This is a genomic window from Oleisolibacter albus (assembly GCF_003336875.1).
Taxonomy (GTDB): Bacteria; Pseudomonadota; Alphaproteobacteria; order Azospirillales; family Azospirillaceae; genus Niveispirillum; species Niveispirillum album.
In genome coordinates this window covers 63764-89849 of the sequence record NZ_QGNJ01000014.1, presented here as the reverse complement: position 1 = coordinate 89849, position 26086 = coordinate 63764, and the positions used below count along the sequence as shown (strand labels likewise).

Below are 26086 nucleotides of genomic sequence, written 5' to 3'. Positions count from 1 at the left end.
CATCGGCGTCCCCCGGAACCCGGCGCTCCCCTTGTCCCTCTGATCCTGCGGGGGCGCAAAAGTCGCCTCAGAACCGGTACATCAGCCCGACCTTGACCACCGGGTAGTACTTGAAGTCCTCCATCTCGTCCTCCAGCTCCTGGCGCTCGCGTTCCACATCGGCGGCGAAGTCAGGGTTGGCGGCGGCGCCGCCGGTGCCGCGCAGATCGACCTTGGGCGCTCCCTGGAACAGCACGCCCAGATCGGCGATGAACTCCAGCCCCGTGCCGAAGAAGCCGCCGGTCCAGCCGATCCCGGCATAGGGGGCGAGCGTGTCGAACTCGATATCGCCGTCCAGCCGGCCGATCTCGGCCGGGCTGTAGGTGCGCCCGCCGATGCGCTCCGGCCCGGTGGGGGTGGCGGTCACATCCACCGTGTTCCAGTTCAGCCGCGCCCCCGCCGACAGGCGGAAGCCGGACAGCGGGAACGGGTACAGGTCCAGCACGGCGCCGACCGAGCGCAGCGTGACGTCGCCGTCATAATCGATCTCGTCCACATCGAAGCTGTGGGACAGGCTGAAGGCGGCGCCGTCCAGGCGCAGCCCGAGCAACGGCGTGATCGTCACGCCGGCGTCCAGCCCCAGCCCATTGGTGGAGGCGCTGGCCCCGATGCTGGCCGCCCGGGCAGCCCCCGCCGACAGGGCCGGAACCAGGGCCAGGGTTGCCGCCAGGGCAAGGAAACTCTTTCGCATGATCCCGTCCTTTCCGCCGCCGGCGCCTGATCGCGCCGGGCATCCAGCCGTTAGAACGGCAGCGGACCGGCTAAGGCAAGGGACCTTCCTGCGATGTCTAAGGACTATTCCTTTTTGTTACGAAACCGAACCGATCCCAGGTTTCCGACGCAAGCATGGCAGGCTGCACGTCTGGGGCTGGACGGAGGCCACGCGCCACCCCACGCTTCTCTCCGGTACCGATGAGCGGCCGGGACAGCGGGAACGGGGGGCGCGGACGATGATGGATCTGGTGCAGCTGTCGGTCTGCATGTCCCTGGACGGCCATATTGACTCGGCCGGTGCCGACCGGCTGCTGCTGTCCAGCCCCGAGGACAGCCGGGACATGCACGCGGCCCGCGCCGCCTGCGATGCCATCCTGGTCGGCGCGGGCACGGTGCGGCGCGACGATCCGCGCCTGACCGTGCGCGATGCGGCCCTGGTGGCCCGGCGCCTGGAGGAAGGGCGGCCTGAACATCCGGCCAAGGTCACCCTCACCCGCAGTGGCCGGCTCGACCCGGCAGCGGGCTTCTTCCGCTGCGGCGGCCGCCGGCTGGTGCTCTGCCCGGCGCCGCGGGCCGCCACGCTGCGCGACCGGTTGGGCGAGGTGGCGGAGGTGGTGGTGCTGGATGATCCGGTCCCGGCCGCCATCCTGGCCACGCTGGCCGGGTGCGGCATCCGCCGGCTGTTGGTGGAGGGGGGCACCGGCATCCTGACCCAGTTCCTGGCTGCCGGCGCCTTCCATCGGCTGCGGCTGGCCATGGCGCCCTTCTTCGTCGGCCAGGCCGGCGCCCCCCGCCTGACCCATCCCGGCCGCTACCTGCACGGACCCGGCAACCGGCTGCGGGTCGAGCGGGTGCGGCAGCTGGGCGATGTGGTGGTGACCGACCTGGTCAATGGGACGCCGCGGCTCGCAGCGGAATGATGGTGGCACCATCCATTGGCGGGACCGGCGCCCGCACCGGCAGCGGCAGCCGGCGCAGGGCCTCGGCGACCAGCTCCAGGGCGGCGCGCAGATCGGTGCGCAGGGCCTGCGGCGCCAGCCGCGCCAGCAGCAGCGACGCATCCACGGGATTGCCGGCCTGCAGCGCCGCCACCAGGGCCAGCAGGGCCTGCTCGTCGTCGCTGAGGTCGGTGGCGCAGCCATTGCGGATCTGCGGCGAGCTGGCGGGGTACAGATGCAGCAGGTCCAGGGCCAGATCCCAGGCCAACAGCCCGTCGGCCCAGTCCGGCCCCAGGGCCAGACGGAATTCCTGTTCGACCTGATCCCAGCGGTGGCGCCCATGGCGCCAGCGGCGGGCCGACCACAGCAGCAGCTGCTCGCTGCGCGTCAGACCGAAGACCCGCTCATACCCGTGGCGTGGCAGCCGCCAGCCCCGGACCGAGTCGATGGCGCCGCTGGCGATGGAGTCGTTGCTGGGGAGATGGGGAAGCGCCTGCATGGCCGATCGCTTTCATCCTGACGCCCCGAAGGGCGATGCGGGACAAGCCTATTGAGAGTCATTCGCAATTGCAAGCGGGAACGCAGACCGGCTTCGGCGGTTTCCGGGGTAGACCCATCCAGGAGGATCATCATGGCTCCCCAGCATGCCCGCGGCAGCGACGCCCTCACCACCACCGATCACGCCACCATCCGCAGATGGGCCGAGGAACGCGACGGCCACCCCGCCGCCGTCAAGGGCACGCCCGGCGGCGATGATGGCGGCCTGCTGCGCATCGATTTCGGCGACCCCGAGGACGGGCTGGAGCGGATCGACTGGGACCGCTTCTTCAAGACCTTCGAGGAGCGCAGACTGGCCCTGCTCTACCAGGACAGCATCGACGGCAAGAAAAGCCGCTTCTTCAAGCTGGTGAAGCGGCCCTGACACCCGGTCCCGGCGGCTTCGGCGCGTCGGGAGCGGAAGCGGCGCACACGGCGCGTGTGCCGCCGCAGATCCAGGCGCCGCCCGGTTTCCGAACCCTGACCGCCCCTGGGCGGGAAACAGGCCACGGGGGACAGGGCGGCGGGGCCGCCCCTGTCATGGCCGCCGCCCCTTGCGGTCACGCTTCCGCTGCGGCCGGGCTACTTGGTGCCGAACAGGCGGTCGCCGGCATCGCCCAGGCCCGGCACGATATAGGCGTTCTCGTTGAGATGGCTGTCCAGGGCGGCCGTGAACACCGGCACCGAGGGATGGGCCTTGTGGAAGACCGACACGCCCTCGGGCGCGCTGACCAGGGCCATGAAGCGGATCTGCGCGTCCCGCACCCCGTGCTGGTTCAGCACATCGACGGCATGCACGGCGGAATTGCCGGTGGCCAGCATGGGATCGACCAGGATGAACAGCCGGCCGGCCGCATCCGGCAGCTTCACCAGATATTCCACGGGCTGCTTGGTCTCGTGGTCGCGGTAGAGGCCGATATGGCCCTCGCGCGCCGCCGGCACCAGCTCCAGCAACCCCTCGGCCATGACCAGACCGGCCCGCAGGATCGGCACGATGGCCAGCTTGCGCCCCTCGATCACCGGCGCATCCATGGTCACCAGCGGCGTCTCGATCTTCTCGGTGGTCAGCGGCAGGTCGCGGGTGATCTCATAGCCCATCAGCAGGGCGATTTCCCGCAGCAGCTGCCGGAAGCCCATGGTCGAGCGCGAGCGGTCGCGCATATGGGTCAGCTTATGCTGGATCAGCGGGTGGTCGAGGATGAACAGGTTGGGATGATCGGGATGGGTACGCATCGGAAGGCCACGGGGCTGCGGAAGGGGATCGGGCGCGGAGCATAGCGTGCCCGCGCGCCCGCGTCAGCGGTCCTGCACCCTTTTCGCCGCCCGCCGCCTGCGCCTCCCTGTCCCAGGTCCGCCCGGCCGGGGCACGGGCTTGCGCCTAGGCCCAGAGGAAGCTGCCGGCCGTCAGCGTCACGTGCCCGGCCAGCTGCACCATGAACTCCGGCCGGGCATCGCCGCCGGTGTTGCCATAGAGGAAGGTGGCGTCCAGGGCCGCGTCATAGTGGGTGCCCATCTGTCCGGCCGCCAGCGTCTCCGCCCCGCCGGCCAGCGCGCCGACAAACTGGAACTTCTGGGTTCCGGCCAGGCTGGTATTGGCATCGAAGGCGCCGAAGGCGATGCGGTCGCCGCCGGCCGCATCGAAATCCCAGAGGATGTCGGGAGCCGCCGCCGTGCTGTCGGCGGTCTTGAAGAACCAGAAGCGGTCGGCCCCGGCGCCGCCGGTCAGCTCGTCCGCCCCGGCGCCGCCATTGAGATCATCCTTGCCTGCCCCACCGAACAGCTCATCATGACCGCCATTGCCGAACAGCCGGTCGTTGCCGGCGCCGCCATCGATGAAATTGTCGTCGGCGCTGCCGCGGATCTCATTGTCCAGTCCGTTACCGCCCACCCGATAGCCGGCGGTCATGACGATGTTCTCCACCGCCACATCGTCCGCCAGGATGAACTCCTCTCCGCCCTGGTAGATCACGGTGTCGGTGCCCTCGCCGGCCCGTTCATGGATGATGGTGACGACGGTATCCTCGCCCCGGTATTCCAGCACCGGCAGCACATAGGTGTCGTTGCCCGTGCCGCCATACAGGTGGTTGGTGGCGCCATAGGCGTCATCGCCGCCATCCAGCCGGTCGTCGCCCGCCCCGCCATAGAGGCTGTCGCTGCCCTCGCCGCCGGTCAGCGTGTCGTTGCCGTCGCCGCCATAGAGCACGTCATTGCCGGCCCCGCCATCCAGCCGGTCATCGCCCCCCTGCCCCCACAGCGTGTCCGCGCCGGCGGTGCCCAGCTTCACATCGGCGCGGCCGCTTCCGTACCATTTCACCATGATGACGCCCCTCCCGTTCCGCTGGCGGGGTGTCCCGATGGTGGCAGGCCCGCCGCTTCCGAGAGTCGTTTACAAACCGTAAAAACCCAATTGCGATTAGGGCGAAGGGGCGGAGCGGATGGAGGGGGGCACCCCCTGCGGAGAGGCTGCCAAGCGGACGGAGGGATGAGCCGGCGCTTGTCACACCCACCGCTTGTCACACGCGCCCGCGCCAGCGGCGTCGGCGCGGGCAGGCGGGATCAGGTGATGGCGTCCAGCTGCGCATCCGACAACCCGCCCGGCACGATGGTGACGGGGATGCGCAGCGACCCGGACATCTGGCCGACAATGTAGCTGACCAGGGGTCCCGGCCCGGCCCGGCCGGTGCCGGCGGCCAGCACCAGGATGGAGATCGAGGGTTCCTCCTGGATCAGCTGGAACAGCTCGGGCTGGCGGTTGCCCTCACGGATATAGAGGGCGGGCATGGTCCCGGCGATGTCCACCACGTCCTTGGCCAGCCGGTTCAGCAGCTGCTCGGCCTCCTCGCGCTGCTCCTGCTTCATCAGCTCCTCGATGGCGCCCCATTGCTGCAGCTCGCCGGGCTCGATGACATAGAGCAGGGCCACGCGGCCGCCGGAATTGCGGGCGCGGCGGGCGGCATAGTGCAGGGCTACGCTCATCTCCTCGGTATCGTCGACGACGACCAGGAAAATGCGCTGATGCGGTTCCAGGCTCATGGCGCGGCCCTCCGGGCGACAGACATCATCAGGATTTGCGGAAGATCACCCCCGCCAGCCAGCCGGCGCTGACGGCCAGCAGGATGGCGACGACGGCATAGACCATGCCATAGCGCTGGGCATAGTCGGACACGCTGGCGGAAAAGCCGATCTTCGACACGGTCAGCGGTGTGGTCTGGGCGCTGACCACATCGCCGTCGCGGATCAGGAACACACTGGCCATATAGGTGCCGGTGGGCACATTGGCCGGAAAATGGATGCGGGTGCTGAACAGGCGCTGGCCCAGGAAGACGATATCCTGCGGTGCCGTGGAATAAAGCCCGTCGCGCTGCTTGTTGCGGATCAGCGCCGCCCGGAACGCCGCCACCTCCTCGGCGCTGGTGGGGTGCTTCGGCACCAGCCGCACATGGTCCAGCCCGATCTCGTGCCGCTGCAGCACGGCGGGCGGCGCCATCTCCTCCAGCGTCTGCGACAGGGCCAGGCTGTAATAGGCCGGGACCCGGTCGAACTCCATCTCCTCGGTGTTGACCCAGATGCCGGCGACGCGGCCCTTGCGCCGCACGCTGACCGGGGCTTCCGGCCCCTGCACCACCAGCGCCACCGCCCCCGGCCCGTCCACGGCGCCGAACAGCACCACGTCGGTGCCGGTGAAGCCGGTGGTGATGGCCACCAGATGCTCCGACAGGTCGGCCACCAGCGCCTGCGCCCGCGCCTCGCGCACCAGCAGCCACAGGCTGGCCAGGCACAGGCCCAGACAGGCCAGCAGGGCCGCGGACAGGCAGGGCCGGGCCCGGAGGTGCAGCACGGCCCCGCTCACGGCGACACCGGGCGGGTGATGCTGTACAGGTCCTCCGGCCGCACGATCAGATCGACCGCCAGCTTGGCCGCCACGGCCAGCACCATCAGCGCCAGCAGGGCGCGGGCCTGCTCGCCGCGCAGCCGCGTGCCGGCGCGGGTGCCGAACTGGGCGCCGATGACCCCGCCCACCAGCAGCAGCATGGCCAGCACCACATCGACGGTCTGGTTGCTGGTCGCCTGCAGGAAGGCGGCGATGCCGGTGGAGAAGATGATCTGGAACAGCGAGGTGCCGGCCACCAGCGCCGTCGGCATGCCCAGGATGTAGATCATGGCCGGCACCAGCAGGAAGCCGCCGCCGATGCCCATGATGGCCACCAGCAGGCCGCCGACGAAGCCGATCAGCATCGGCAGCAGGGCCGAGATATAGAGCCGCGAGCGCGGGAACCGCATCTTCAGCGGCAGACCGTGCAGCCAGGTGTGGTGGTGCAGCTTGCGCGGGGCCGCCGCCTTGATCCGGCCGCGGATCAGGGCGCCCACGCTTTCCCACAGCATCAGCAGGCTGACCGTGCCCAGGAAGAACACGTAGGAGAGCGAGATCACCAGGTCGATATGGCCCAGCTGCTGCAGCACGCCGAACAGCCAGACGCCGAAGCTGGTGCCCAGCACGCCCCCCACCAGCATGACGCTGCCCAGCCGGACGTCCACATTGTTGCGGCGCCAATGGGCCAGCACGCCGGACACGCTGGCCCCGACCAACTGGTTGGCCTGGGTGCCCACGGCCACGGCCGGCGGCACCCCGATGAAGATCAGCAGCGGCGTCATCAGGAAACCGCCGCCGACGCCGAACAGGCCGGAGAGGAACCCCACCCCGCCGCCGAGGGCCAGGAGAAGCAAGGCGTTGACCGAGATCTCGGCGATCGGGAGATAGACCTGCATGGACCCGGGGAACGGCGGAGAAGACGGGCTGAGAGTACCCTTGGAAACAACGGCCCCAAAGCAGAAAAGTCACCACCGGCACGGGCGGTCGCCAGCCCTGCCCGGCATCGGGCCGTCTTCGGGCCGGCATCGCCGTTACCCGACGGCATCCGGCCGCCAGCCCCTCAAACCTCCGCCCGCTCCGCCAGTGTCTCCAGCACCAGCCGGGCCGCCGTCAGCTGCCGGTCGAGATCCATGCCGCTGCGGTGGCCGCGATCCTCCGGCTTGATGCCGTCGGGCAGCGGCGGCAGATGGATGAAGCCGGCCGGGATGGGCCGCCCCCGTTCCTCCAGCCAGTGCCGGGTGCGGAAGAACAGATGGTTGCAGAGATAGCCGCCGGCATCGCGGCTGATCTTGACCGGAAAGCCCGCCCTCCCCAGCCGGTCGGCCAGCCGGTCCAGCGGCAGGCTCGACCAATAGCCCAGCGGGCCGGCCGGATCGATGGGCCGGTTGCGCCGGCTCTCCCCGTCATTGTCGGCGGCCGTGGCGTCGTCCAGGTTCAGCGCCAGCCGCTCGGGCCGGATGCAGTCGGTCTCGTAGGCCAATCCGAACATCACCACCGCCGCCGGGCGCATGGCCTCGATGGCCTGCTGCAACCGTGGCGCGGCACCGGCATAGGTGACCGGCAGGGTCAGCCCGGCCACGGGGTGGCCGCCGATACTCTGGCCGTCCAGGGTCTGGGCCAGCAGGGCGCTGGGGTTGCGGTCATGGGTGAGGAACGGCTCGAAGCCGGTGACGAGCAGGGCGGACATGGGCCTCAGCTTGGGCATGGACACCCCCGCCTGTCAAACCCGCACCGCCATGGCCCGTCATCCCCGGTCCCGATCCGTCTCCCACGCCTCGCGCCCCGCGCAGGCGGGAACCCGGACCGCCCGCCGCCGCCCCTTCGGTCGCGCTGTGCTCTGGACCCGCATCATTCCCGGGCGGGACAGAGCGTGGGGGGGGAACCGCGTCGTTCCCGCGCAGGCGGGAACCCGGGGGCCGCGGGCATCCCCGTCCCCCACCATCCCGGTCGCCCACGCGCGGCGCTCCCCCGGTTCTCTGCCCCTGGATCAGCCCTGCAGAACACCGACCATGCCCACGGAAAACACGGACCACGGCCCCGTCTCTGGAATGCGAAGAAACGCGGGCCGGCAGCAGGCCCGTCCGCGCCCGTCTGTGCCCCCCGGTCCGTGTCCTGCGTGTGCCCCGGCCGTGTGCCCAGGCAACATGCGATCCCCGGAGACCGCGGGCATCAGCCCACGGCGAAGCCCTCGCCGACGATGACCCAGCTCTGCCGAGTTTCCGCGGAGGGCGGAAACACCGTCACGCTCTGCCAGCCCAGGTCCCGGACCTGCTGGGCCTGGGCCTGAACGTCGGCCTCGGCCGCCGCCCCGTCCACCACCCATACCTTCTTCAACGGCAGCACACCCGCATCCCCGGCCATGGTTCCCTCCTTACGGCGCGCTGACGCCATTGATGATGCCGGTCAGCTGGGCCAGCGTGCCGGTGCTGGCGAAGGCGTCGCTCAGCAGCAGCTTCAGCAGGGCCCGCGCCCCGGTCTCGCTGGCGGGGTCGGCCCCGGCCTGCTGCGCCTGCTGGACCGTGGCGCTGAAGGCCGGCAGCGTGGCCGCCTGCTTCACGGCGGCGATGGCCTGCGGTCCGGTCAGCCCCTGGATGCGGCCGGCCAGGGCGGCACGGGCCTGGATCTGGTCGGGCGCCACGTCGCTGGCCTGCAGCCGCGTGGTCGCCAGCTGCTGCAGCCGGGCCTCGGCCACCTGCAGCTGGTTGCCGGCCTTCTGGCCGATCTGTTGCAGGGCACCGGCGAAGCTGCCGGCGAATTCATAGCCCTCCAGGTCGATCAGGGCCTCGACCAGCGTGTAATTGGCCGTCTGCATCTTGCCCAGCATGCCGGCCAGCACCTCACGCCGGCTGGCCACCATCTGGCTGACCAGGGTCGGCACCGTCTGGTCGTAGAAGGCGTTCTTGTCGACTGACCCCTTGATGCCGGTGACGGCGCCGGCCAGGCCGCTGAGGATGTTCTTGGCGGTCTCCCCGCCGGACAGCACGGACCCGGTGTTCAGCCCGATCACCGCGGCATCGGCACCGATGCCGAAGCTCTTGCTCTCCACCCCCAGCCCGGTGAGGAACGCCTTGAAGCGGGCATCGATGACGGCGATGCGGGCATAGATCACCTGGTCGCGGTAATTGGTCTGGTCCGCGCCGCTCTTGCCCTGATAGGTGGTGACCACATCGGGGCCGAGATAGGGTTTCAGGCTGGCTTCCAGCTCATCCGCCGTCATCAGCGGTTCCGGCGCCCCCACCAGGGCCGGGCTGCGGCAGCCGCCCAGCAGCACCATGACCAGCATCAGGGCCGCCGTTCCCGCGGCACGCCATGCCTGAGCGCCCATCTCCCCCTCCCCTGTTCTTGCCCCGCTCTTGCCCCGTTCCGGCCCGGCTCGGGCACCGGCAGGCGCGCGGCTGCCCCCAGGGGGCAATCTACAGGAGTGTGGAAAAGGGAACCACCTCTATCGGAAGGGGAAACCGGACGGCCGGTGACCGGTCGGGATCACCGGCCGCCGCGATCAGACCCGCAGCAGGCCGACGATGTCCTTGACCTCGGCCACCGTCTGGTCGGCGATGGCACCGGCCCGCTCGGCGCCCCGCTTCAGGATGCGGTCGATCTCGCCCTTGTCGGCCAGCAGCCGGTTCATCTCGGCGCTGATCGGGGCCAGCTTGGCCACGGCCACCTCCACCAGGGCGGACTTGAAGCCGCTGAACTGGCTGCCGGCATGCTGGGCCAGCACCTGCTGGCGGGTGCTGTCGGTCAGGGCGGCATAGATGGTGACGAGATTGTTGGCCTCCGGCCGCTTCTCCAGATCCTCCACCGTCTCCGGCAGCGGCTCGGGGTCGGTCTTGGCCTTGCGGAACTTCAGGGCGATGGTGTCGGCATCGTCGGTCAGGTTGATGCGGCTGTACTCGCTCTCGTCCGACTTCGACATCTTCTTGGTGCCGTCGCGCAGCGACATGATGCGGGTGGCCTCGCCCATGATCTGCGGCTCGGGCAGGGGGAAGAAATCCTCCTTGCCGTAATAGCGGTTGAAGGCACCGGCGATATCGCGGGCCAGTTCCAGATGCTGCTTCTGGTCCTCGCCCACCGGCACATGGGTGGCCTTGTACAGCAGGATGTCGGCGGCCATCAGCACGGGATAGGCATAAAGGCCCAGCACGGCGTTGTCGCGGTGTTTGCCCGCCTTCTCCTTGAACTGGGTCATGCGGTTCAGCCAGCCCAGCGGCGTGTGGCAGGCCAGGATCCAGTTCAGCTCGGCATGGCCCGGCACGGCCGACTGGTTGAACAGGATGTTCTTCTCGGGATCGATGCCGGCGGCGATATAGGCGGCCGTCACCTCGCGGATATTCTCGCGCAGGACGTCGGGCGTGTGGTCGATAGTGATGGCGTGCAGATCCACCACGCAGAAAACGCACTCATAGTCCTTCTGCAAGGCCACCCAGTTCTTCAACGCCCCCAGATAGTTGCCGAGGTGGAGCTGACGGGTGGGCTGCATGCCCGAGAAGATGCGGTTCATCACGGATAAGCCTCTGAAGAAAGCCCGCTTATGGAGGGCGGGCAGGGACCCAGAGGTATGGCCCCGCCGCCCGACCCGGTCAAGCCACCGCCCGGCCCCGTCCGCTGGACCCGCCAGGCATGGCCGGGACCCCGGCCCGGCCCGTCCGCGCGCCCGGCCCGTGTCTCCCATGCCGCCTCCGGCAAATGGACAAAAATCCTATTTTCTGCCATGATGCGGTCCGCATCCTCGGGGTGCGCGGATCTTGGACAGGGTGAAAACAAACGCCGTCACAGACGGATCAATGCGACAAACGCACCAAAGGCGACGGGGGCCAAAATCTGTCACCTTTGTCAACTTAAGGAAAAATAACCTAATGCAATCAAGACTCTGTCAGGCGACATGCAAAACGCCCGATGTCACCTTTGTCGCCTTTGCGTCGCGTTAGGGTCGCCTTTGCGTCGCCTGTGGTCGCCTTAGTCCGGCAGCGGTGGTGCGGTCTTGGCCCGGCGGCGCAGGATGGCCTTGACCTCGGCCGGACGGGCGGCACCGGTCAGCAGGCACAGGCCGCCATAGACGGCCATGCACAGGGTGATGACGATCAGCAGGGCGGCGGCCTCCACCGGCAGGCGGGTGGAGTCGAACCAGGGCCGCAGCGCCACGGCACTGCCATAGGCCACGGCGGTCATGCCGGCCACGGCCAGCAGGATGCGCCACAGCCGCGACCAGAAGCGGCGGTCGATGTCCAGCTGACCGCGCCGGTGCAGGCCCCAGGCCAGCAGGCCGACATTGAGCCAGGCCGTCAGCCCGGGCGCCAGGGCCAGCCCCACATGGCCCAGCGGGCCGATCAGGCTCAGCGACACGGCGATGTTGGCCAGCAGCACCACCACCGCCACCCGCACCGGGGCGCGCGTGTCCTGGCGGGCAAAGAAGGCGGCGGACAGCACCTTGGCGGCGATGAAGGCGGGGATGCCGATGGCGTAGGCCTGCAGGGCACTGGCGGTGCCCGTGGCGGCCGCCGCGGTGAAGGCGCCGCCCTGGAACACCACATCGATGATGGTGCCGGGGATCACCAGCAGGGCGGCGGCGGCCGGCAGGCCCAGCAGCATGGCGAATTCCAGCCCGCGCGACATGGCCTCCCGCACGCCGTCGCGGTCCCCCTCCAGCACCTTCTGCGACAGCAGCGGCAGCAGCGCCGTGCCCACGGCCACGCCGATGACCGACATGGGCAGCTGGTTCAGCCGGTCGGCATATTGCAGCCAGGACACCGACCCCGCCGGCAGCCAGGAGGCCAGGTTGGTGCCGATCAGCAGGTTGAACTGATAGACGCCGGCACCCAGGATGCCCGGGGCCAGCAGGGCAAACAGGCGCTTGACCTTGGGCGTCAGCCGCGGCCGGCGCAGGCGCAGGTTCATGCCGGCACGGCGGCAGGCCAGCACCATCCAGACCAGCTGGGCCAGACCGGCCACGGGCACGCCGAAGGCCAGCATCCAATGGGCGGGCACACCCAGCGGCCGGCACAGCAGCAGCCCGGTGATCTGCACCAGATTGAGCAGGATGGGGGCGGCGGCGAACGGGCCGAACCGGCCCAGCGCGTTGAGGATGGAACCCAGCAGCGCCGTCAGCGAGATCAGCGTCAGGTACGAGAAGGTGACCTGCGACAGCGACACCGCCAGCCGGAACTGGTCCGGCGTGTCGGTGAAGCCGGTGGCCAGCACCGCCACCACGCCCGGCATGGCCAGCGACATGACGATGCTGAAGCCCAGCAGCACCGTGACCATGATGGAAAGCGCCTCCTCGGCCAGCCGGCGGGCGCCCTCGTGGCCGTGGGCATGCAGCTCCCCCTTGAACAGGGGCAGGAAGGCGGCGGTGAAGGCGCCCTCCGCGAACAGGGAACGGAACAGGTTCGGCAGGCGGAAGGCCACGAAGAAGGCGTCGGCCTCCGGCCCCGCCCCCAGGATGCGGGCCATCAGCGAGTCGCGGATGAAACCGGCGACGCGGGACACCATGGTGATGCCGCCGACAGTGGCGATGGCACGGGCAAGGGACATGAAGACGCCTGCTGCAGCACGGAAAGCCGCAGGGGGAGTAGCGGAAAAAGCCCGGCCTGGGAAGGGCGGGCCTGTCCCGCCACCCAGGACAAGTGGCGGAACAGGCGCCGGGCGGACGGGTCAGCCGGTGCCCCGCTTGCGCGGCTTGGCCGGCTTGGCCTCGGCCTCCGCATCTTCCAGCGCCTTCAGCAGCGCCGCCCGGATGTCCGCCAGCCGGCGGTCATGGGTGATCTTCAGCCCGAACACGTCCTTCACATAGAAGACGTCCACCGCCAGGCTGCCATAGGTGGAGATCTTGGCCGAGGCGATCTGCAGGTTCAGCTGGGTCAGGGCACGGGTGACATCGTACAGCAGGCCGGGCCGGTCGCGACCGTTGACCTCGATGACCGTATGGGCCTTGGACACGGTGTTGTCGATCAGCACCCGTGGCGGCACGCGGAAAACGCGGGTGCGCGGCGTCAGTGCCGGGCGGCGCCGGCTGAGTTCCTCCGCCAGCCGCAACTCCCCGGCCAGGGCCTTGTCCGCCAGACTGTACAGGCGGGCCAGCTTGTCCGGACGGTCGAAGCTGCCGCCACCGGCGGCCTGGACGGTGAAGACGTCCAGCGCCATGCCGTTGGTCATGGTGAAGATGCGGGCATCGACGATGTCGGCCCCGGCCAGGGCCAGGATGCCGGCCAGACGGGAGAACAGGCCGGCATGGTCGGGGGTATAGACCATGATCTCGGTGATGCCGCGGCCGTGGTCGACGCGGGTATCCATGGTCAGCGGCGCCTGGGTGCGTTCCGCCTCGCGGATCAGCCGCGCCTGCCGGACCAGGGTCTGCCGGTTGAAGGACAGCCAGTAGGAGGCATAGCCGCGCGACAGATGGGCGTCGATCTCCTCCCGCGTCCAGTCGGGCAGGTCGGCGGCCAGATCCTCATGCACGGCGACCAGCCGGCCGTCCCGGCCCTCGCCCTCGATCCGGCCGGATATGCGCTCTTCCGAGCGGCGGTAGAGCTGGCGCAGCAGCGTGGCCCGCCAGCCGTTCCAGCGCCCCGGTCCCACGGCCCGGATATCGGCCACGGTCAGGCAGAGCAGCAGCTTCAGCCGTTCCGGGCTCTGCACCAGATCGACGAAGGCCTTGATGGTCTGCTCATCGTCCAGGTCGCGCTTGAAGGCGTTGTGGGACATGGCCAGGTGCCAGCGCACCAGCCAGGCCACGGTCTCGGTCTCCTCCTCGCTCATGCCGAAGCGGGGGCAGAGCTTCTCCGCCACCTTGGCGCCCAGGATGGAATGGTCGCCGCCGCGCCCCTTGGCGATGTCATGGCAGAGCAGGGCCACATAGAGCGCCCGGCGGGAATTGATGGTGTGGATGACCTCCGACGCCAGCGGCACCTCGTCCTTCAGCGCCCCCGTCTCGATGGTGTGCAGGATGCCGAGCGCGAACAGCGTGTGCTCGTCCACCGTGAAATGGTGGTACATGTCGAACTGCATCATGCCGACGATGCGGCCGAAATCCGGGACGAAGCGGCCCAGCACCCCGGCCTCGTTCATGCGGCGCAGCGCGATCTCCGGGTCCTTGCGGCTGGTCAGGATCTCCAGGAACAGACGGTTGGCCTCCGCATCCTCGCGCAGCTTCGGCCCGATGGCCGACAGGGCGCGGGTGATGGCGCGCAGCGCGTGCGGATGGATGTCCAGGTCATGGACCTGGGCCACATGGAACAACCGGATCATGTCCAGCGGGTGGGTGCGGAAATGCCGGTCGGCCTTGACGTTCAGCCGGCCGGCCTCCAGGGCGAAGCCCTCGACCTCGTTGCGGGTGAAGGCCCGGCGCAGGAAGGCGAAGCGCGGCCCGCGCCGCTTCTCCTGCTCCAGGGCGGCGCAGAGGATGCGGGTCAGGTCGCCCACATCCTTGGCCACCATGAAATAATGCTTCATGAAGCGTTCCACGTCGGAGGTGCCGGCGTGGTTGGTGTAGCCCAGATGGCGGGCGATCCCGGCCTGGATGTCGAAGGTCAGACGGTCCTCCTGCCGGCCCGTCTGATAGTGCATCTCGCAGCGCGTGGTCCACAGGAAGGTCTGGGCCTTGGCGAAGCGTTGCGCCTCCTCGGCCAGCAGCACGCCCTTGGCCACCAGCTCCTCGACCTCCTCCACCTGATAGGCGTATTTGGCGATCCAGAACAGTGTCTGCAGGTCGCGCAGACCGCCCTTGCCCTCCTTGACGTTGGGTTCGAGCATGTAGCGGCTGTCGCCGATCTTGCGGTGGCGGCTGTTGCGTTCCTCCAGCTTGGCCTCGATGAAGGCGGTGGTGCTGTTGGTCATCACCTCCTTCTGGAAGCGCCGCTTCAGCTCGGTGAACAGCGCGCGCTCGCCCCAGAGGAAACGGGCCTCCAGCAGGCTGGTGCGGATGGTCATGTCCTCACCGGCCTGGCGCAGGCATTCATCCACGGAGCGGACGGCATGCCCCACCTTCCAGCCCAGATCCCACAGCAGGTAGAGCATGTACTCCACCACCTGCTCCACCCGCGGCGTGCGCTTGTAGGGCAGCAGGAACAGCAGATCCACATCGGAGAAGGGCGCCATCTCGGCCCGGCCATAGCCGCCGGTGGCGGCGATGGCCAGACGCTCGGCCTTGGTGGGTTCCGCCGCGGGATAGACATGCTCCAGCGCGAAATCGGCCAGGCACTGCACGATGGTGTCGGTCAGCACCGCGGTGGCATGGACGCACAGATCGCCGCGATGGTTGGTCTCGAAGGCGGTGCGGATGGCCGTCCGCCCTTCCTCCAGCACGGCCTTCAACGTGGACAGCAGCGGACTGCGCAAATGGTCGCTCGACCGGTCCCCATTGTCGGCCACCAGCTTGGCCAGACGGCGGTTGACGGCGGCCCGCCCGGGCAGGGCTGGCATGCCATCCGGCTTGGGGCGGCGATCGGACGGGGACGCGACGCTATCGGGCATGGCACGGGGTCCAGGTCTTTTCCTGGTGGCCACTATGCCACGAAAGTTGAAGGAAGGCTTAAGGCTTGGCACGCCGCCGCCAGCCCCCTATCCCAAAAGCAGGGGAAGGCCAGCCTCCCGCGTCAGCCGCCGGGCATTGGCCCGGGCCACCTTGTGGATGGGCCGCAGTCCCAGCCCCCCCAGCCGGCTGGCTGCCACGGTCATGCGGGCGCAGGCCGTTTCCGCCGCATCCAGACTGGCTTCCGCATAGCGGACCTGGAGGCGCATCCACTGCTCGGGCGACGTGGCGAAGCAGAGGGAGAACAGCGTCTTCTCCGTGGCGTCCCACTGGTGGCCGGTCCAGTCCCAGCCGGCCTCCTGCACCACCCGCATGCCCTCCATGACAGCAAGGCAAGCCTTGGTGGCTGCTTGCATCTTCTCCCACACCATGGTGCGGAATTCGGGATCGTTCGCCGTGGCGGGGTCGGTCAGGATGCCGGCCAGACGGGTCAGGCGATGGAACACCACCGTCTGCGCGGCCCACCCCGTTTCCGCCAGAACGGCCGCCGTGGCGGCCAGTTCGGTTCCCACCTCGGCGGCGCGTGATCCCAGATCGGCTTTACGCGGCATGGGCTGTCTCCTGCTGTGACCGCCCGGTGATGGGCGCAGGACTCAACAGGAACCAGCTTGGCATGTTGCAGTGCAAAATGGAAGGCGCCGACCGGATAGCGTGGGCAGCGCCCCCTCCACAACCGGATCAGACCACGACCGGATCAGGCGGCTGCCGCGTCCAGCCCGCGCTTGAGATCGGCGATGAGATCCGCCGGGTCCTCCAGCCCCACCGACAGGCGCAGGGTGGCCGGGGTGATGCCCAGCGTCAGCCGCTCCTCATCGGTCAGACGCTGGTGGGTGGTGGTGGCGGGATGGGTGATCAGGCTTTTGCTGTCGCCCAGATTGTTGGAGATGGTCACCACCTCCATCGCGTTCATCAGGGCAAAGGCCGCCTGCTTGCTGGGACCGCCGCTGCCTTTGACGTCGAAGCAGATCAGCGTGCTGCCGCCGGCCATCTGACGCCGGACCAGGGCATGCTGCGGGTGGCTCTCCAGCCCGGGATAGACGACACGGGCCGCCGCCGGGTGGCTTTCCAGGAAGCGCGCCACCTCCAGCGCTGCCGCGGTCTGGGCGCGGACCCGCAGGTCCAGCGTCTCCAGCCCCTTCAGCAGCACCCAGGCGTTGAAGGGGCTCATGGCCGGGCCGGTATGGCGCAGATAGGGCGCCAGCAGGGCGGCGATCTCCTGGTCGCAGAGGATGGCACCGCCCAGACAGCGGCCCTGGCCATCGATATGCTTGGTGGCGGAATAGACCACCACATCCACGCCGTGGCGCTTGGGCTTCTGCATCACCGGGGTGGCGAAGACATTGTCCACCACCACGCGGGCCCCGGCCTTGTGTGCCAGCGCCGTCACATGCTCCAGATCGACGATGTCCAGACAGGGATTGCTGGGGCTTTCCAGGAAGACAAGCGTGGTCGGCGCGGCCAGGGCTGCTTCCCACTCCTCAGGCTTGGTTCCATCCACCAGCACCGTTTCGACACCGAACCGCGTGGCGATGTCCTTGACGATGTAAAGGCAGGACCCGAACAGGGCGCGGCTGGCGACGATGCGGTCGCCGGCCTTCAGCAGGCCCATGATGGCCCCATGCACCGCCGCCATGCCCGAGGCCGTGGCGAAACAGCGCTCATAGCCCTCATAGGCCGCCAGCCGGTCTTCGAACATGGCCACGGTGGGGTTGCGGAAGCGGCTGTAGACGAAGCGCGACCCGTCATTGGCGAAGGCGTGCTCCGCCGCCTCCGCCGACTCATAGACGAAGCCGGAGGTCATGAAGATGGCTTCGCTGGTTTCCTCGAACTGGCTGCGGCGGGTGCCGCCATGCACCAGCCGGGTGCGGGGGGAAAGGGGATCACGCTGGTCCAAGATGCCATCCTCCGGGAATGAAACGGCGGAAACGAAAAGGCCCCGACCGCAGGATCGAGGCCGATACGCCGGGCAAACCCGGACCGGATCATGGCTTCGACCTTTTAGCAGCATGTTTTACGTGGTCTGCAAGCCGGTCGCCAAAACCCCACGGTTCCCCTGTTTCAGCAGGCTGGCGGCGGCTTGTCAAGGCGGTGGCGCCATCAAACCCCGTCCTGCCGTTCCCACCGCAGCGGGCCATGGTTGCTCCAACGTCGCATCCGTGCTAGTCCCGCGCCCGATCCGTACCCTTCCAGCGCGAATCCTATCCGGGAGTCCTCGAGCATGACCGACGAGACCGCCAGCAACGGCGACAGCACCACCGAAGCCGGCAACCGCCTTTCCACGCCGCTGGTGATCAATGCCCAGTACGTGAAGGACCTGTCGTTCGAGAACCCCAACGCACCGCAGAGCCTGATGGGCGATGCCGGTGCGCCGAAGATCGACCTGCAGGTCGATCTGCAGGGACGTCCGCTGGCCGAGAATGTGTTCGAGCTGGCACTGACCCTGCGGGCCGAGGCCACCCAGGGCGACCGCTCCGCCTTCATCTGCGAGCTGGTCTATGGCGGCGTGTTCACGCTGGCCCCGCTGCCGGTCGATCAGCAGCGCGCCCTGCTGATGATCGAGGGAGCCCGCATGCTGTTCCCCTTCGCCCGCCAGATCCTGGCCGACATGACCCAGCAGGGCGGTTTCCCGCCGCTGATGCTGCAGCCCATCGACTTCGTCGACCTGTACCGCCGCCAGATTCTGGCGCAGCAGGGTCCAAGCGCCGACCAGCCGGCCCAGGGCAACGCCTGAACGCGCCCCGCAGGCGCCGGGTTGAAACGACGGGGAGCTTCGGCTCCCCGTTGCCTTTTCCAGGATCAGCCCTCTTCGCCGCCGCCGGCCGACCATTCGGCCACACGCGCCAGATGGGCATAGTCGGTGTAGCGGGGGGCCCAACTGGCCCGCGGCTGGCTGAAATAGGGTGTCGCCGGATCATCGAAGCGGGCGATCAGGTCCAGCAGCCCGTCCCGCGCCTCCGCCACCAGTGTGGCCGTGTCCTCCTTGACCGCCCGGATCTCGCCGGCGGGGTCGCCGCCGCTGATCTGCCAGAATTCCAGCCGCCCGGCGGCAGCGGCCGGAACGCCCTGGAACCCGCCGGCCTCGGCGATCAGCCCTTCCAGCGGCAGCTGGGGCGACTTGCCCAGCCGCACATCCTTGGCGCTGGGCGGGCTGCCGGTCTTGTAGTCCACCAGCACCAACCCGCCCTCGGGCAGCCGGTCGATGCGGTCGGCCTTGGCGTGCAGCACGAAGGGGCCGGCCGGCCCCGGCAGGTCCATCTGACCGCGGACCTCGGTGGCCAGGGGTTTCACCGTCTGCCGCCGCTCCGCCTCCACCGCCAGGAACCAGTCCGCCACCTTCTCGAAGCGCGGCCACCAGAAGGCATAGACGGCGGGTTGCTCCAGAAGCGGCCCGAACGCCTCCCGGCCGCGGGCCAACAGCTGCGCGCGCGCATCGGGCGGCAGCCGGTCGGGATAGTCGCGCACGAAGGCGTCCAGCGCCGCATGCAGCACCTGCCCGCGGTCGGCGGCACCGGGATCGGCATCCAGCGGCTCCAGCGCCTCCAGCCCCAGGATGTGACGGGCATAGATGGCGTAGGGATCGCGCATCCAGGTCTCCACCTGGGTCACCGACAGGCGCCGCGGCCGGGCCTTCACCGGCGGTGTCGGCGCCGGCGCAGCGCAGGGCCGCACCCGCTCCGGCCAGTCCAGCACCCGTTGCAGCGCCAGCCAGCCCGGCGCCAGGGCCGTCAGATCGGTCAGGCGCCCCGCCTTGTCCAGCACCGTATCAAGCCGCAGCAGCCAGCGCGACGGCACGGCCGGCGTCCCCTCCACGCGCTGGGACCGGGTCATCACCACCAGGTCCGCCCCGGCTGCCTGGGCGAAATCGTGGGCGGTCAGGCCGATCTGCCGCTCGGGCGAGGGCAGACCGAATTGCTGGCGCATGGGCCGGCTGAGCCAGGGATCGGCCGGCGGGGCGGGTGGCCAGGTCCCCTCGTTGAGGCCGCCCAGCACCATGACGTCGAATTGCTGCAGCCGCGCTTCCAGCAGACCCAGGATATGCAGGCGCGGATGCAGGCCGAAGCGGGGGCGCACCACGCCGCCGGCCAGCATGGTCTCGATCACGGCGGCATAGTCGGGGCCGGACAGGTCGGGGAAGCCGGCGGCGGCGTCCTTGGCCTCCCGCAGCAGGCGGGCCGCGGCCTCGCCGTCATCATTGGCCCACAGCCGCAAGGCCCCATGCTCGGCGGCACTGGCCGCCAGCAGCTCAGCGGCCTGTCCATGCAGCTCGATCCAGTCGGCCAGGGGGCGGTGCCCGTCGGCCATGGCGTCGGCAAGCCCGCCGACGCGGCGCTCCAGCTCCAGAACGAAGTCGTGCAAGGCCCGCCGGTGATCGTTCCCCTCGAACCGCCGATCCTCCGCCGCCTCCAAGGCATCGCGCAAGCCCTTGAAACCGGCGGCCGGCCGCGGGCCGCGCAGCACCGCCCGCTCCAGGTCACGGGCCAGCCGACGGAAACGGACCGGGTCCTGCCCGCCGGCGGCCAGGGGATGCTTCAGCAGGGCCAGCAGCGGCACCGGCGCCGGCTGGGCGGCGAAATCGGCCAACAGGCGCAGGAAGCCTCCGGCCGGGGTGGCGGACAGGGGCCGACCGGCGCTGTCGTCCACCTCCACACCCCAGCGCCGCAGCTCCATGGCCACACGGCGTGCCAGCCCCCGGTCCGGCGTCACCAGCGCCGCCGTGCGGGCGGGCGTTTCCAGCACCTCGCGCAGGATCAGGGCGATGGCTCCCGCCTCCTCCTGCGGGGTGGGGGCGTCGATGCGCAGCAGCCCGGTCAGGGCGTCGTTGCCGGGGTCCGGCAGGTCCCGCCAGGCCTCCGTGGTATCGGCGGGGCGCAGCGCCTCGGCGATCAGCCGGGTGCGGGCCACCGGGCTGCGCGGCGCGATGTCCGGCGGCACCGGCCAGGGCTGCACCTGCGACCGCTCCACCCCCAGCCGCTGCAGCAGCAGCTTCAGTCCGAACTGCGGATGGCCTTCGTCCAGGGCGGCCCAGGTGGCCGCGTCCATCTCCTGGTCCAGACCGGGCAGCACCACCGCCCCCTGGGGCAGACGTGCCACCACCGCCAGCAGATCGGCGGTGGCCGGGATCGAACCGGTGGAGCCGGCGGCGATCACGGGCCCCGGCGGCGGGCTGGCCTCCAGCATGGCGGCGAAGGCGGCGAGGCGCAGATTGCGCTCCTCCGCCGGGTCCAGGCAGCCCTCTGCCGCCAGCTGGGCCGGCCAGTGCTCCATGACGATGGTGAGGAAGGTCAGGGTCTTCTGCCAATGCGCGGCGAAGGCGTCCGGCACCAGCTTTTCCAGATCGGCGAAATCCAGCCGTTCCGTCTGCACCTGATCCAGCAGCCGGGCCAGCTCCCGGGCCAGCCGCACCGCCTGCGCCGCCGTCTTGGCGAAGGTATCGCCCGCCGCCAGGATCAGCCGGGCCAGCAGCAATTGCCGGCGCAATGGCGCGATGGCCGGGGCCAGATCCAGGCCGCCGGCAGTGCCGGCCAGCCCGTCCAGCGCAATGGAGACATCATCGCCATCCACATCGGCAAGGCCGGAGATGCGGGGCAGCAGCACCGGCTGCCCCGCGGCGCGGCGCAGGAAGGCCTCACGCAGGGACCGCACGGCACGGCTGGTGGGCAGCAGGATGGTGGCCCGGCTCAGCGCCAGCGGGTCGGTGCCGATCCGGGCCAGCACACCGGCGGCCAGGGCGTCGACGAACGGTAGGGACGGCGGCAGGGTATAGACGCGCACGGGGACGACCACGCTGGATGCCGGGACAGGCACACAGGATAGGGGAGCCGAAGGGGCCGGGGAAGCGGGATGCCTCCTCCGATCACATCAGCCCTGCGCACATCGGGGGCTTTGCCTGGACGGGACAGGCGCCTAGTTTACTACCCCATGCGCCGCCATGACCGTCCCTCCCCCCAGACCCGGACCGCTTCCCTGACCAGCCCGGCCCAGCGCCTGGGAGAGGGCGGCACCATCCGCTCGCTGCTGCCCTATCTGTGGCCCCGCGGCCAGGGCGGCATCCGGGTGCGGGTGGTGGTGGCACTGCTGTTCCTGGCCGTGGCCAAGGGCGCCAATGTCACCATCCCCATCTTCTACAAGCATGCGGTCGATGCCCTGTCGGCGGATGGGGCGGGGGCGCAGGCCCTGGCCAACCCGGCCCTGTCCATTCCACTGGGTTTCATCCTGGCCTACGGGCTGGCGCGGGTGCTGACCCTGGCCTTCGGGGAACTGCGCGACGCCGTCTTCGAGCGGGTCAGCCAGCGCGCGATGCGCGCCGCGGCGCTGAACGTCTTCCGTCACCTGCACGCCCTGTCCCTGCGTTTCCATCTGGAGCGGCAGACCGGCGGCCTGTCGCGGGTCATTGAGCGCGGCACCCGCGCCATCGACAGCCTGTTGAGCACGCTGCTGTTCAACATTCTGCCCACGCTGCTGGAGATCCTGCTGGTCACCGGCATCCTCTGGACCCTGTTCGATATCCGCTTCGCCGCCGCGACCTTCCTGACCGTGGTCGGCTACATCGCCTACACCATCCTGGTCACCAACTGGCGCACCCGCATCCGCCGGGCCATGCTGGACGCCGACACCAAGGCCAATGCCCGCGCCATCGACACGCTGCTGAATTACGAGACGGTCAAGTATTTCGGCAATGAGCGGTTCGAGGCCGAGCGTTACGACAAGGCGCTGCGCGTCTACGAGGATGCCGCCGTCCGCACCCAGAGCTCGCTGTCGCTGCTGAATGTGGGCCAGGGCGTCATCATCGCCATCGGCGTGGTCATCGTCATGTATCTGGCCGCCGCCGGCATCGTGCGCGGCAGCCTCAGCATCGGCGACTTCGTGCTGGTCAACACCTATCTGCTGCAGCTCTACCAGCCGCTGAACATCTTCGGCTTCGTCTACCGAGGCATCAAGGAATCCCTGAACGACATGGAGCGCATGTTCGAGCTGCTGAACGTCCCGCGGGAGGTGGAGGACAAGCCGAACGCCAGACCCCTGGCCGTGGCCGGCGGCAGCGTGGCCTTCGAGAGCGTGGCCTTCGCCTATGATCCGCGCCGGCCGATCCTGAAGGGGCTCGACTTCACCATCCCGGCCGGGCGGACACTGGCGGTGGTGGGTCCCACCGGGGCCGGCAAGTCCACCCTGTCGCGCCTGCTCTACCGCTTCTACGACGTCACCGGCGGTGCCGTCCGCATCGATGGGCGGGATATCCGCGATATCACCCAGGACAGTCTACGGGCGGCCATCGGCATCGTTCCCCAGGATACGGTCCTGTTCAACGACACCATCCGCTACAACATTGCCTATGGCCGCCCAGGCGCCAGCCAGGCCGAACTGGAACGGGTGGCCTCCGCCGCCCAAATCCTGGACTTCATCCGCGCCCTGCCCGACGGCTGGGACACGGTGGTGGGGGAGCGCGGGCTGAAACTGTCGGGCGGGGAGAAGCAGCGCGTGGCCATCGCCCGCACGCTGCTGAAGGACCCGCCGATCCTGATCCTGGACGAGGCCACCAGCGCCCTGGACACCCACACAGAGCGCGAGATCCAGGCCGCCCTGAACGACGCCAGCCGCGGGCGCACCACCCTGGTCATCGCCCATCGCCTGTCCACGGTGGTGGAGGCCGACGAGATCCTGGTGCTGGAGGCCGGCCGCATCGTCGAACGCGGCAACCATGCAACCCTGTTGGCCCGTGGTGGCGCCTATGCCGCCCTGTGGACCAAGCAGCAGGCCCAACCCGCGGACATGATCCAGGCCTGAAGTAAATTGTCGTCAGGCCGGGTCGCGGCCCGGGAGTGCCGTCGGCCGCCATCGCGAGCGGCCATCAACCTATTAGTGTAAAAAATGTTTTGATGTTCTGGAAAATTGTATTTCCATGTCATGACCACCCTCACAGAAGGATCATGACAATGGCAACCATCAACAGCGGCACCGTTTGCCAGCAACAGCAGAACGCCTACAACAATTGCTGCACCGTCAAGGAAAGCTCCTTCACAGTAGCGACCATCACTGTCGGTTCACAGGGAACCATTACGACCGTTGAAACACCGAACCCTTTATACCCCCTGAACAGCACGCTGCGTTGGAAAGTTGATGTTGCGGGTACTGGAACGAATGTTTACCTGAACGTCAATTCGATGATCGGGCCGAACAAATACAAGGCCACCATTACCTACATCGAACATTAAAATTCAACCAAAATAGCGGCAGCAGGGAATAGACCGACAGACTTGGTCCATATTCCCTGCCGCCGGATTCTTTTATGCTGGCTTCAGACTGTCTCGCCCAGGAAAGTGGACAAAGTCTCGCGGTCTGCCGGCCCCAGGCCATAGAAGGCCACACCCATCCGGTCGCCGGTTCGCCAGACCACGATGGCTTCGCTGTGCAGATCAAGCCGGCTCGGCCCGTTCACCAGCGACAGGTCCAGATCGAAACGATCCTGGATGGCCAGGGTACCGCGATACCCGGCGATCTTCAGGCCGGTGACGCTCACATCAACGACAGACAGGGAGAGGGGGCCGATCTGGACCCGAGCATCCAGCGGCCGGGTCCGCCCATGGCGGCGCCGGTCCCGGCCGAACAGGCGGGCAAGCCAGCCGGCAGATGAAGCCGCCTCCCCGCCCGGCACGGGCAGGTCCGGCAGGGCGGCTGACCGGTTCAGCGACGGTTCGGGACCCGCACGCATGGGGCACCTCCAGCAGAATGCTCCATCCTGACATGAGGCTGAGCGGGAGAAAATCCGCCCGAAAGCGATAAGGCTTCAGGCTCAGCGGCCGGCCTTCGGCCATCCCGGATCAAGGAAAGCCCGGATCTCCACCAGGTTGCCGTCCGGATCAGGAACGGTGAAATGGCGGACATGCAGGTCGGCATCGTCCTCTGGCGGCCCCGGCAGTTCCAACCCGCGGCGGCGCAGATAATCGTGCCAGGCATCAACATCATAGGCACGGTCGCAAAGAAGAGTGATCCTCTGGCGCCGATCGTCCGGGCTCCCCGCCTCAAGGGCCAGGAAGGCCGCCTGTCCCAGGCGATAATAGCGGCACGCACCCCGACCGCCCACCACCTCCAGCCCCAGAATGCCGGCATAGAAAGCATGGGCGCGGTCCAGATCGGCAACGGACAGATGGACCATCTGCTGGTCGAAGGGCGGGCGGTGCATGGTCAGGTTTCCTGTTCAGCCATTCCGGTGGGCCGGGGTTTGACTTCGACGGTGCCGGACACGCAAACTCCACCGGCCTCTTCCGCTGCTGTCAACGGCCGACGATGCCCGACGTCCTGACCGCTTCCGATCTTGCCAGCCGGATCCGCACCGGCGACCGCCGCGCCCTGGCCCGGGCCATCACCCTGGTGGAAAGCACCCGGGCCGACCACCGCGCCCGGGCCGAGGCGCTGCTGGCGGAACTGCTGCCGCACAGCGGGCAATCGATCCGTGTCGGCATCACCGGCGTGCCGGGCGTCGGCAAATCCACCTTCATCGAGGCCTTCGGGCTGCATGTCATCGGGCGCGGGCACAAGGTGGCCGTGCTGGCCATCGACCCGACCAGCCAGCGCACCGGCGGCAGCATCCTGGGCGACAAGACCCGGATGGAGGCGCTGTCGCGCCACCCGGACGCCTTCATCCGCCCTTCCCCGGCCGGCAGCACGCTGGGCGGCGTCGCCCGGCGCACGCGGGAAGCCATGCTGCTGGTGGAGGCCGCCGGCTTCGACGTGGCCATCGTCGAGACCGTGGGTGTCGGCCAGTCTGAAACGGCCGTGGCCGACATGGTGGACCTGTTCCTGCTGCTGCTGCCGCCGGCCGGCGGCGACGAGTTGCAGGGCATCAAGAAGGGCATTGTCGAACTGGCCGACCTGATCGTGGTCAACAAGGCCGATGGCGACCTGGCGGCCGCCGCCCGCCATGCCGTCGCCGAATACCGCCATGCTTTGTCGCTGCTGCGCCCGGCCCATGCCGACTGGCGGGTGCCGGTGCTGTCCTGCTCGGCCCTGTCCGGCCAAGGCATCGACGGGATCTGGGAGCAGATCGGCGCCCACCGGACGCTGCTGGACGGCAACGGCGCCCTGACCCGGCGCCGGGCCGAGCAGGCCCGCGCCTGGATGTGGACGGAAATCCGGGAAAATCTGCTGTCCACCTTCCTGGCCGATGGCGCCGTCAAACAGGCCCTGCCAGACCTGGAACGGGCGACCGCGGCCGGCGAAGTCACCCCTGGTGCCGCCGCCCGCCGGCTGTTGACGCTGTTCCGGGGCCGCTGAGGCGGTAGAGCAGCCCTGCTGCCGGCACCGGCGTCGGCGCTTGACCCGCCACCGATCCGGTGGCATCTGCACGAAATCCGGCGAACCACGGGTCGCCGGTCACCAAACAGGATCCCGAAACCCAATGTCCAGCGACAGTCATAGTCGACCGTCCCTGCCGTCGGCAGCGCCCACCCTGGCCTGATCGGGTCC

Annotated in this window: 24 protein-coding genes and 1 riboswitch; of the genes, 6 read left to right on the top strand and 18 right to left on the bottom strand. The window is 69.1% G+C overall.

Going from position 1 to position 26086, the window contains the following annotated elements; translation table 11 throughout:
* Nucleotides 1–67: 67 nt before the first annotated feature.
* Nucleotides 68–730: a hypothetical protein gene (locus tag DK368_RS17300; RefSeq protein ID WP_114395228.1), complete on the bottom strand. Its 663-nt coding sequence runs from the start codon at nucleotides 728–730 to the stop codon at nucleotides 68–70.
* A 259-nt stretch (nucleotides 731–989) separates the two neighbouring features.
* Between DK368_RS17300 and DK368_RS17295 the strand changes: the two genes are divergently transcribed.
* Nucleotides 990–1673 (top strand): RibD family protein, encoded by a 684-nt coding sequence (locus DK368_RS17295; RefSeq protein ID WP_114395227.1) that lies wholly within the window; start codon nucleotides 990–992, stop codon nucleotides 1671–1673.
* On the opposite strand, the gene DK368_RS17290 is transcribed toward DK368_RS17295, so the two are convergent.
* Nucleotides 1642–2190, bottom strand: a complete 549-nt coding sequence (locus DK368_RS17290) for a hypothetical protein (protein ID WP_114395226.1) — start codon at nucleotides 2188–2190, stop codon at nucleotides 1642–1644. The genes DK368_RS17295 and DK368_RS17290 overlap by 32 nt on opposite strands.
* Nucleotides 2191–2322: 132 nt before the next feature.
* Between DK368_RS17290 and DK368_RS17285 the strand changes: the two genes are divergently transcribed.
* Complete coding sequence (locus DK368_RS17285) at nucleotides 2323–2613, top strand: hypothetical protein (protein ID WP_114395225.1); 291 nt, start codon at nucleotides 2323–2325, stop codon at nucleotides 2611–2613.
* A 197-nt stretch (nucleotides 2614–2810) separates the two neighbouring features.
* Here DK368_RS17285 and upp read toward each other — a convergent pair whose 3' ends face one another.
* The 13 genes from upp to metZ form a co-directional block, all read right to left on the bottom strand.
* Nucleotides 2811–3461, bottom strand: coding sequence for a uracil phosphoribosyltransferase (upp, locus tag DK368_RS17280; RefSeq protein ID WP_114395224.1), 651 nt, complete (start codon nucleotides 3459–3461; stop codon nucleotides 2811–2813).
* A 145-nt stretch (nucleotides 3462–3606) separates the two neighbouring features.
* On the bottom strand, nucleotides 3607–4545 hold the full coding sequence (locus DK368_RS17275; protein WP_114395223.1) for a calcium-binding protein: 939 nt from the start codon (nucleotides 4543–4545) through the stop codon (nucleotides 3607–3609).
* A 239-nt stretch (nucleotides 4546–4784) separates the two neighbouring features.
* Nucleotides 4785–5261 (bottom strand): universal stress protein, encoded by a 477-nt coding sequence (locus tag DK368_RS17270; RefSeq protein WP_114395222.1) that lies wholly within the window; start codon nucleotides 5259–5261, stop codon nucleotides 4785–4787.
* A gap of 28 nt (nucleotides 5262–5289) precedes the next feature.
* The gene (locus tag DK368_RS17265; RefSeq protein WP_240002548.1) at nucleotides 5290–6066 is read right to left on the bottom strand and encodes a TIGR02186 family protein; all 777 of its coding nucleotides are present in this window, start codon (nucleotides 6064–6066) and stop codon (nucleotides 5290–5292) included.
* A gap of 8 nt (nucleotides 6067–6074) precedes the next feature.
* Nucleotides 6075–6995, bottom strand: a complete 921-nt coding sequence (locus DK368_RS17260; protein ID WP_114395221.1) for a sulfite exporter TauE/SafE family protein — start codon at nucleotides 6993–6995, stop codon at nucleotides 6075–6077.
* A 164-nt stretch (nucleotides 6996–7159) separates the two neighbouring features.
* A complete protein-coding gene (locus tag DK368_RS17255; RefSeq protein WP_162306079.1) occupies nucleotides 7160–7786 on the bottom strand; it encodes a pyroglutamyl-peptidase I in 627 nt (208 codons plus the stop codon).
* 482 nt (nucleotides 7787–8268) lie between these two features.
* Nucleotides 8269–8460, bottom strand: a complete 192-nt coding sequence (locus DK368_RS17250) for a hypothetical protein (RefSeq protein WP_114395219.1) — start codon at nucleotides 8458–8460, stop codon at nucleotides 8269–8271.
* Nucleotides 8461–8470: 10 nt separating this feature from the next.
* Complete coding sequence (locus DK368_RS17245; protein WP_155524615.1) at nucleotides 8471–9424, bottom strand: hypothetical protein; 954 nt, start codon at nucleotides 9422–9424, stop codon at nucleotides 8471–8473.
* Nucleotides 9425–9598: 174 nt separating this feature from the next.
* Nucleotides 9599–10600 (bottom strand): tryptophan--tRNA ligase, encoded by a 1002-nt coding sequence (trpS, locus tag DK368_RS17240; protein WP_114395217.1) that lies wholly within the window; start codon nucleotides 10598–10600, stop codon nucleotides 9599–9601.
* A gap of 455 nt (nucleotides 10601–11055) precedes the next feature.
* On the bottom strand, nucleotides 11056–12630 hold the full coding sequence (gene murJ, locus DK368_RS17235) for a murein biosynthesis integral membrane protein MurJ (protein WP_114395216.1): 1575 nt from the start codon (nucleotides 12628–12630) through the stop codon (nucleotides 11056–11058).
* Between the two features lie 120 nt (nucleotides 12631–12750).
* Entirely contained in the window at nucleotides 12751–15516 is a 2766-nt protein-coding gene (locus DK368_RS17230; protein WP_240002547.1) for a [protein-PII] uridylyltransferase, read from the bottom strand.
* A 138-nt stretch (nucleotides 15517–15654) separates the two neighbouring features.
* Nucleotides 15655–16176, bottom strand: a complete 522-nt coding sequence (locus tag DK368_RS17225) for a hypothetical protein (protein WP_114395214.1) — start codon at nucleotides 16174–16176, stop codon at nucleotides 15655–15657.
* A 143-nt stretch (nucleotides 16177–16319) separates the two neighbouring features.
* Nucleotides 16320–17519 carry an O-succinylhomoserine sulfhydrylase gene (gene metZ / locus DK368_RS17220; protein ID WP_240002546.1) on the bottom strand — a complete coding sequence of 400 codons (1200 nt, stop codon included), beginning with the start codon at nucleotides 17517–17519 and terminating at the stop codon, nucleotides 16320–16322.
* A gap of 84 nt (nucleotides 17520–17603) precedes the next feature.
* Nucleotides 17604–17681: riboswitch (SAM riboswitch) on the bottom strand.
* 162 nt (nucleotides 17682–17843) lie between these two features.
* Here metZ and secB point away from each other — a divergent pair.
* The gene (gene secB / locus DK368_RS17215; RefSeq protein ID WP_114395212.1) at nucleotides 17844–18356 is read left to right on the top strand and encodes a protein-export chaperone SecB; all 513 of its coding nucleotides are present in this window, start codon (nucleotides 17844–17846) and stop codon (nucleotides 18354–18356) included.
* A gap of 65 nt (nucleotides 18357–18421) precedes the next feature.
* Here the strand turns inward: secB and addB are convergent, their stop codons facing one another.
* A complete protein-coding gene (addB, locus tag DK368_RS17210) occupies nucleotides 18422–21409 on the bottom strand; it encodes a double-strand break repair protein AddB (RefSeq protein WP_114395211.1) in 2988 nt (995 codons plus the stop codon).
* 135 nt (nucleotides 21410–21544) lie between these two features.
* Between addB and DK368_RS17205 the strand changes: the two genes are divergently transcribed.
* Both DK368_RS17205 and DK368_RS21475 read left to right on the top strand, forming a co-directional pair.
* Nucleotides 21545–23407: an ABCB family ABC transporter ATP-binding protein/permease gene (locus tag DK368_RS17205; protein ID WP_114395210.1), complete on the top strand. Its 1863-nt coding sequence runs from the start codon at nucleotides 21545–21547 to the stop codon at nucleotides 23405–23407.
* Between the two features lie 149 nt (nucleotides 23408–23556).
* Complete coding sequence (locus tag DK368_RS21475) at nucleotides 23557–23835, top strand: hypothetical protein (protein ID WP_155524613.1); 279 nt, start codon at nucleotides 23557–23559, stop codon at nucleotides 23833–23835.
* Between the two features lie 83 nt (nucleotides 23836–23918).
* On the opposite strand, the gene DK368_RS17200 is transcribed toward DK368_RS21475, so the two are convergent.
* Both DK368_RS17200 and DK368_RS17195 read right to left on the bottom strand, forming a co-directional pair.
* Complete coding sequence (locus tag DK368_RS17200) at nucleotides 23919–24332, bottom strand: PilZ domain-containing protein (RefSeq protein ID WP_114395209.1); 414 nt, start codon at nucleotides 24330–24332, stop codon at nucleotides 23919–23921.
* An 81-nt stretch (nucleotides 24333–24413) separates the two neighbouring features.
* Complete coding sequence (locus DK368_RS17195) at nucleotides 24414–24803, bottom strand: VOC family protein (RefSeq protein ID WP_114395208.1); 390 nt, start codon at nucleotides 24801–24803, stop codon at nucleotides 24414–24416.
* 104 nt (nucleotides 24804–24907) lie between these two features.
* Between DK368_RS17195 and meaB the strand changes: the two genes are divergently transcribed.
* Nucleotides 24908–25894, top strand: a complete 987-nt coding sequence (gene meaB, locus DK368_RS17190; RefSeq protein WP_114395207.1) for a methylmalonyl Co-A mutase-associated GTPase MeaB — start codon at nucleotides 24908–24910, stop codon at nucleotides 25892–25894.
* Nucleotides 25895–26086 lie beyond the last annotated feature (192 nt).

Bases quoted from the DNA above. Each gene is read 5' to 3' on its own strand.
- DK368_RS17300 (WP_114395228.1), bottom strand. From the start codon at position 730: ATGCGAAAGAGTTTCCTTGCCCTGGCGGCAACCCTGGCCCTGGTTCCG.
- DK368_RS17295 (WP_114395227.1), top strand. From the start codon at position 990: ATGATGGATCTGGTGCAGCTGTCGGTCTGCATGTCCCTGGACGGCCAT.
- DK368_RS17290 (WP_114395226.1), bottom strand. From the start codon at position 2,190: ATGCAGGCGCTTCCCCATCTCCCCAGCAACGACTCCATCGCCAGCGGC.
- DK368_RS17285 (WP_114395225.1), top strand. From the start codon at position 2,323: ATGGCTCCCCAGCATGCCCGCGGCAGCGACGCCCTCACCACCACCGAT.
- upp (WP_114395224.1), bottom strand. From the start codon at position 3,461: ATGCGTACCCATCCCGATCATCCCAACCTGTTCATCCTCGACCACCCG.
- DK368_RS17275 (WP_114395223.1), bottom strand. From the start codon at position 4,545: ATGGTGAAATGGTACGGAAGCGGCCGCGCCGATGTGAAGCTGGGCACC.
- DK368_RS17270 (WP_114395222.1), bottom strand. From the start codon at position 5,261: ATGAGCCTGGAACCGCATCAGCGCATTTTCCTGGTCGTCGTCGACGAT.
- DK368_RS17260 (WP_114395221.1), bottom strand. From the start codon at position 6,995: ATGCAGGTCTATCTCCCGATCGCCGAGATCTCGGTCAACGCCTTGCTT.
- DK368_RS17255 (WP_162306079.1), bottom strand. From the start codon at position 7,786: ATGTCCGCCCTGCTCGTCACCGGCTTCGAGCCGTTCCTCACCCATGAC.
- DK368_RS17250 (WP_114395219.1), bottom strand. From the start codon at position 8,460: ATGGCCGGGGATGCGGGTGTGCTGCCGTTGAAGAAGGTATGGGTGGTG.
- DK368_RS17245 (WP_155524615.1), bottom strand. From the start codon at position 9,424: ATGGGCGCTCAGGCATGGCGTGCCGCGGGAACGGCGGCCCTGATGCTG.
- trpS (WP_114395217.1), bottom strand. From the start codon at position 10,600: ATGAACCGCATCTTCTCGGGCATGCAGCCCACCCGTCAGCTCCACCTC.
- murJ (WP_114395216.1), bottom strand. From the start codon at position 12,630: ATGTCCCTTGCCCGTGCCATCGCCACTGTCGGCGGCATCACCATGGTG.
- DK368_RS17230 (WP_240002547.1), bottom strand. From the start codon at position 15,516: ATGCCAGCCCTGCCCGGGCGGGCCGCCGTCAACCGCCGTCTGGCCAAG.
- DK368_RS17225 (WP_114395214.1), bottom strand. From the start codon at position 16,176: ATGCCGCGTAAAGCCGATCTGGGATCACGCGCCGCCGAGGTGGGAACC.
- secB (WP_114395212.1), top strand. From the start codon at position 17,844: ATGACCGACGAGACCGCCAGCAACGGCGACAGCACCACCGAAGCCGGC.
- DK368_RS17205 (WP_114395210.1), top strand. From the start codon at position 21,545: ATGCGCCGCCATGACCGTCCCTCCCCCCAGACCCGGACCGCTTCCCTG.
- DK368_RS21475 (WP_155524613.1), top strand. From the start codon at position 23,557: ATGGCAACCATCAACAGCGGCACCGTTTGCCAGCAACAGCAGAACGCC.
- DK368_RS17200 (WP_114395209.1), bottom strand. From the start codon at position 24,332: ATGCGTGCGGGTCCCGAACCGTCGCTGAACCGGTCAGCCGCCCTGCCG.
- DK368_RS17195 (WP_114395208.1), bottom strand. From the start codon at position 24,803: ATGCACCGCCCGCCCTTCGACCAGCAGATGGTCCATCTGTCCGTTGCC.
- meaB (WP_114395207.1), top strand. From the start codon at position 24,908: ATGCCCGACGTCCTGACCGCTTCCGATCTTGCCAGCCGGATCCGCACC.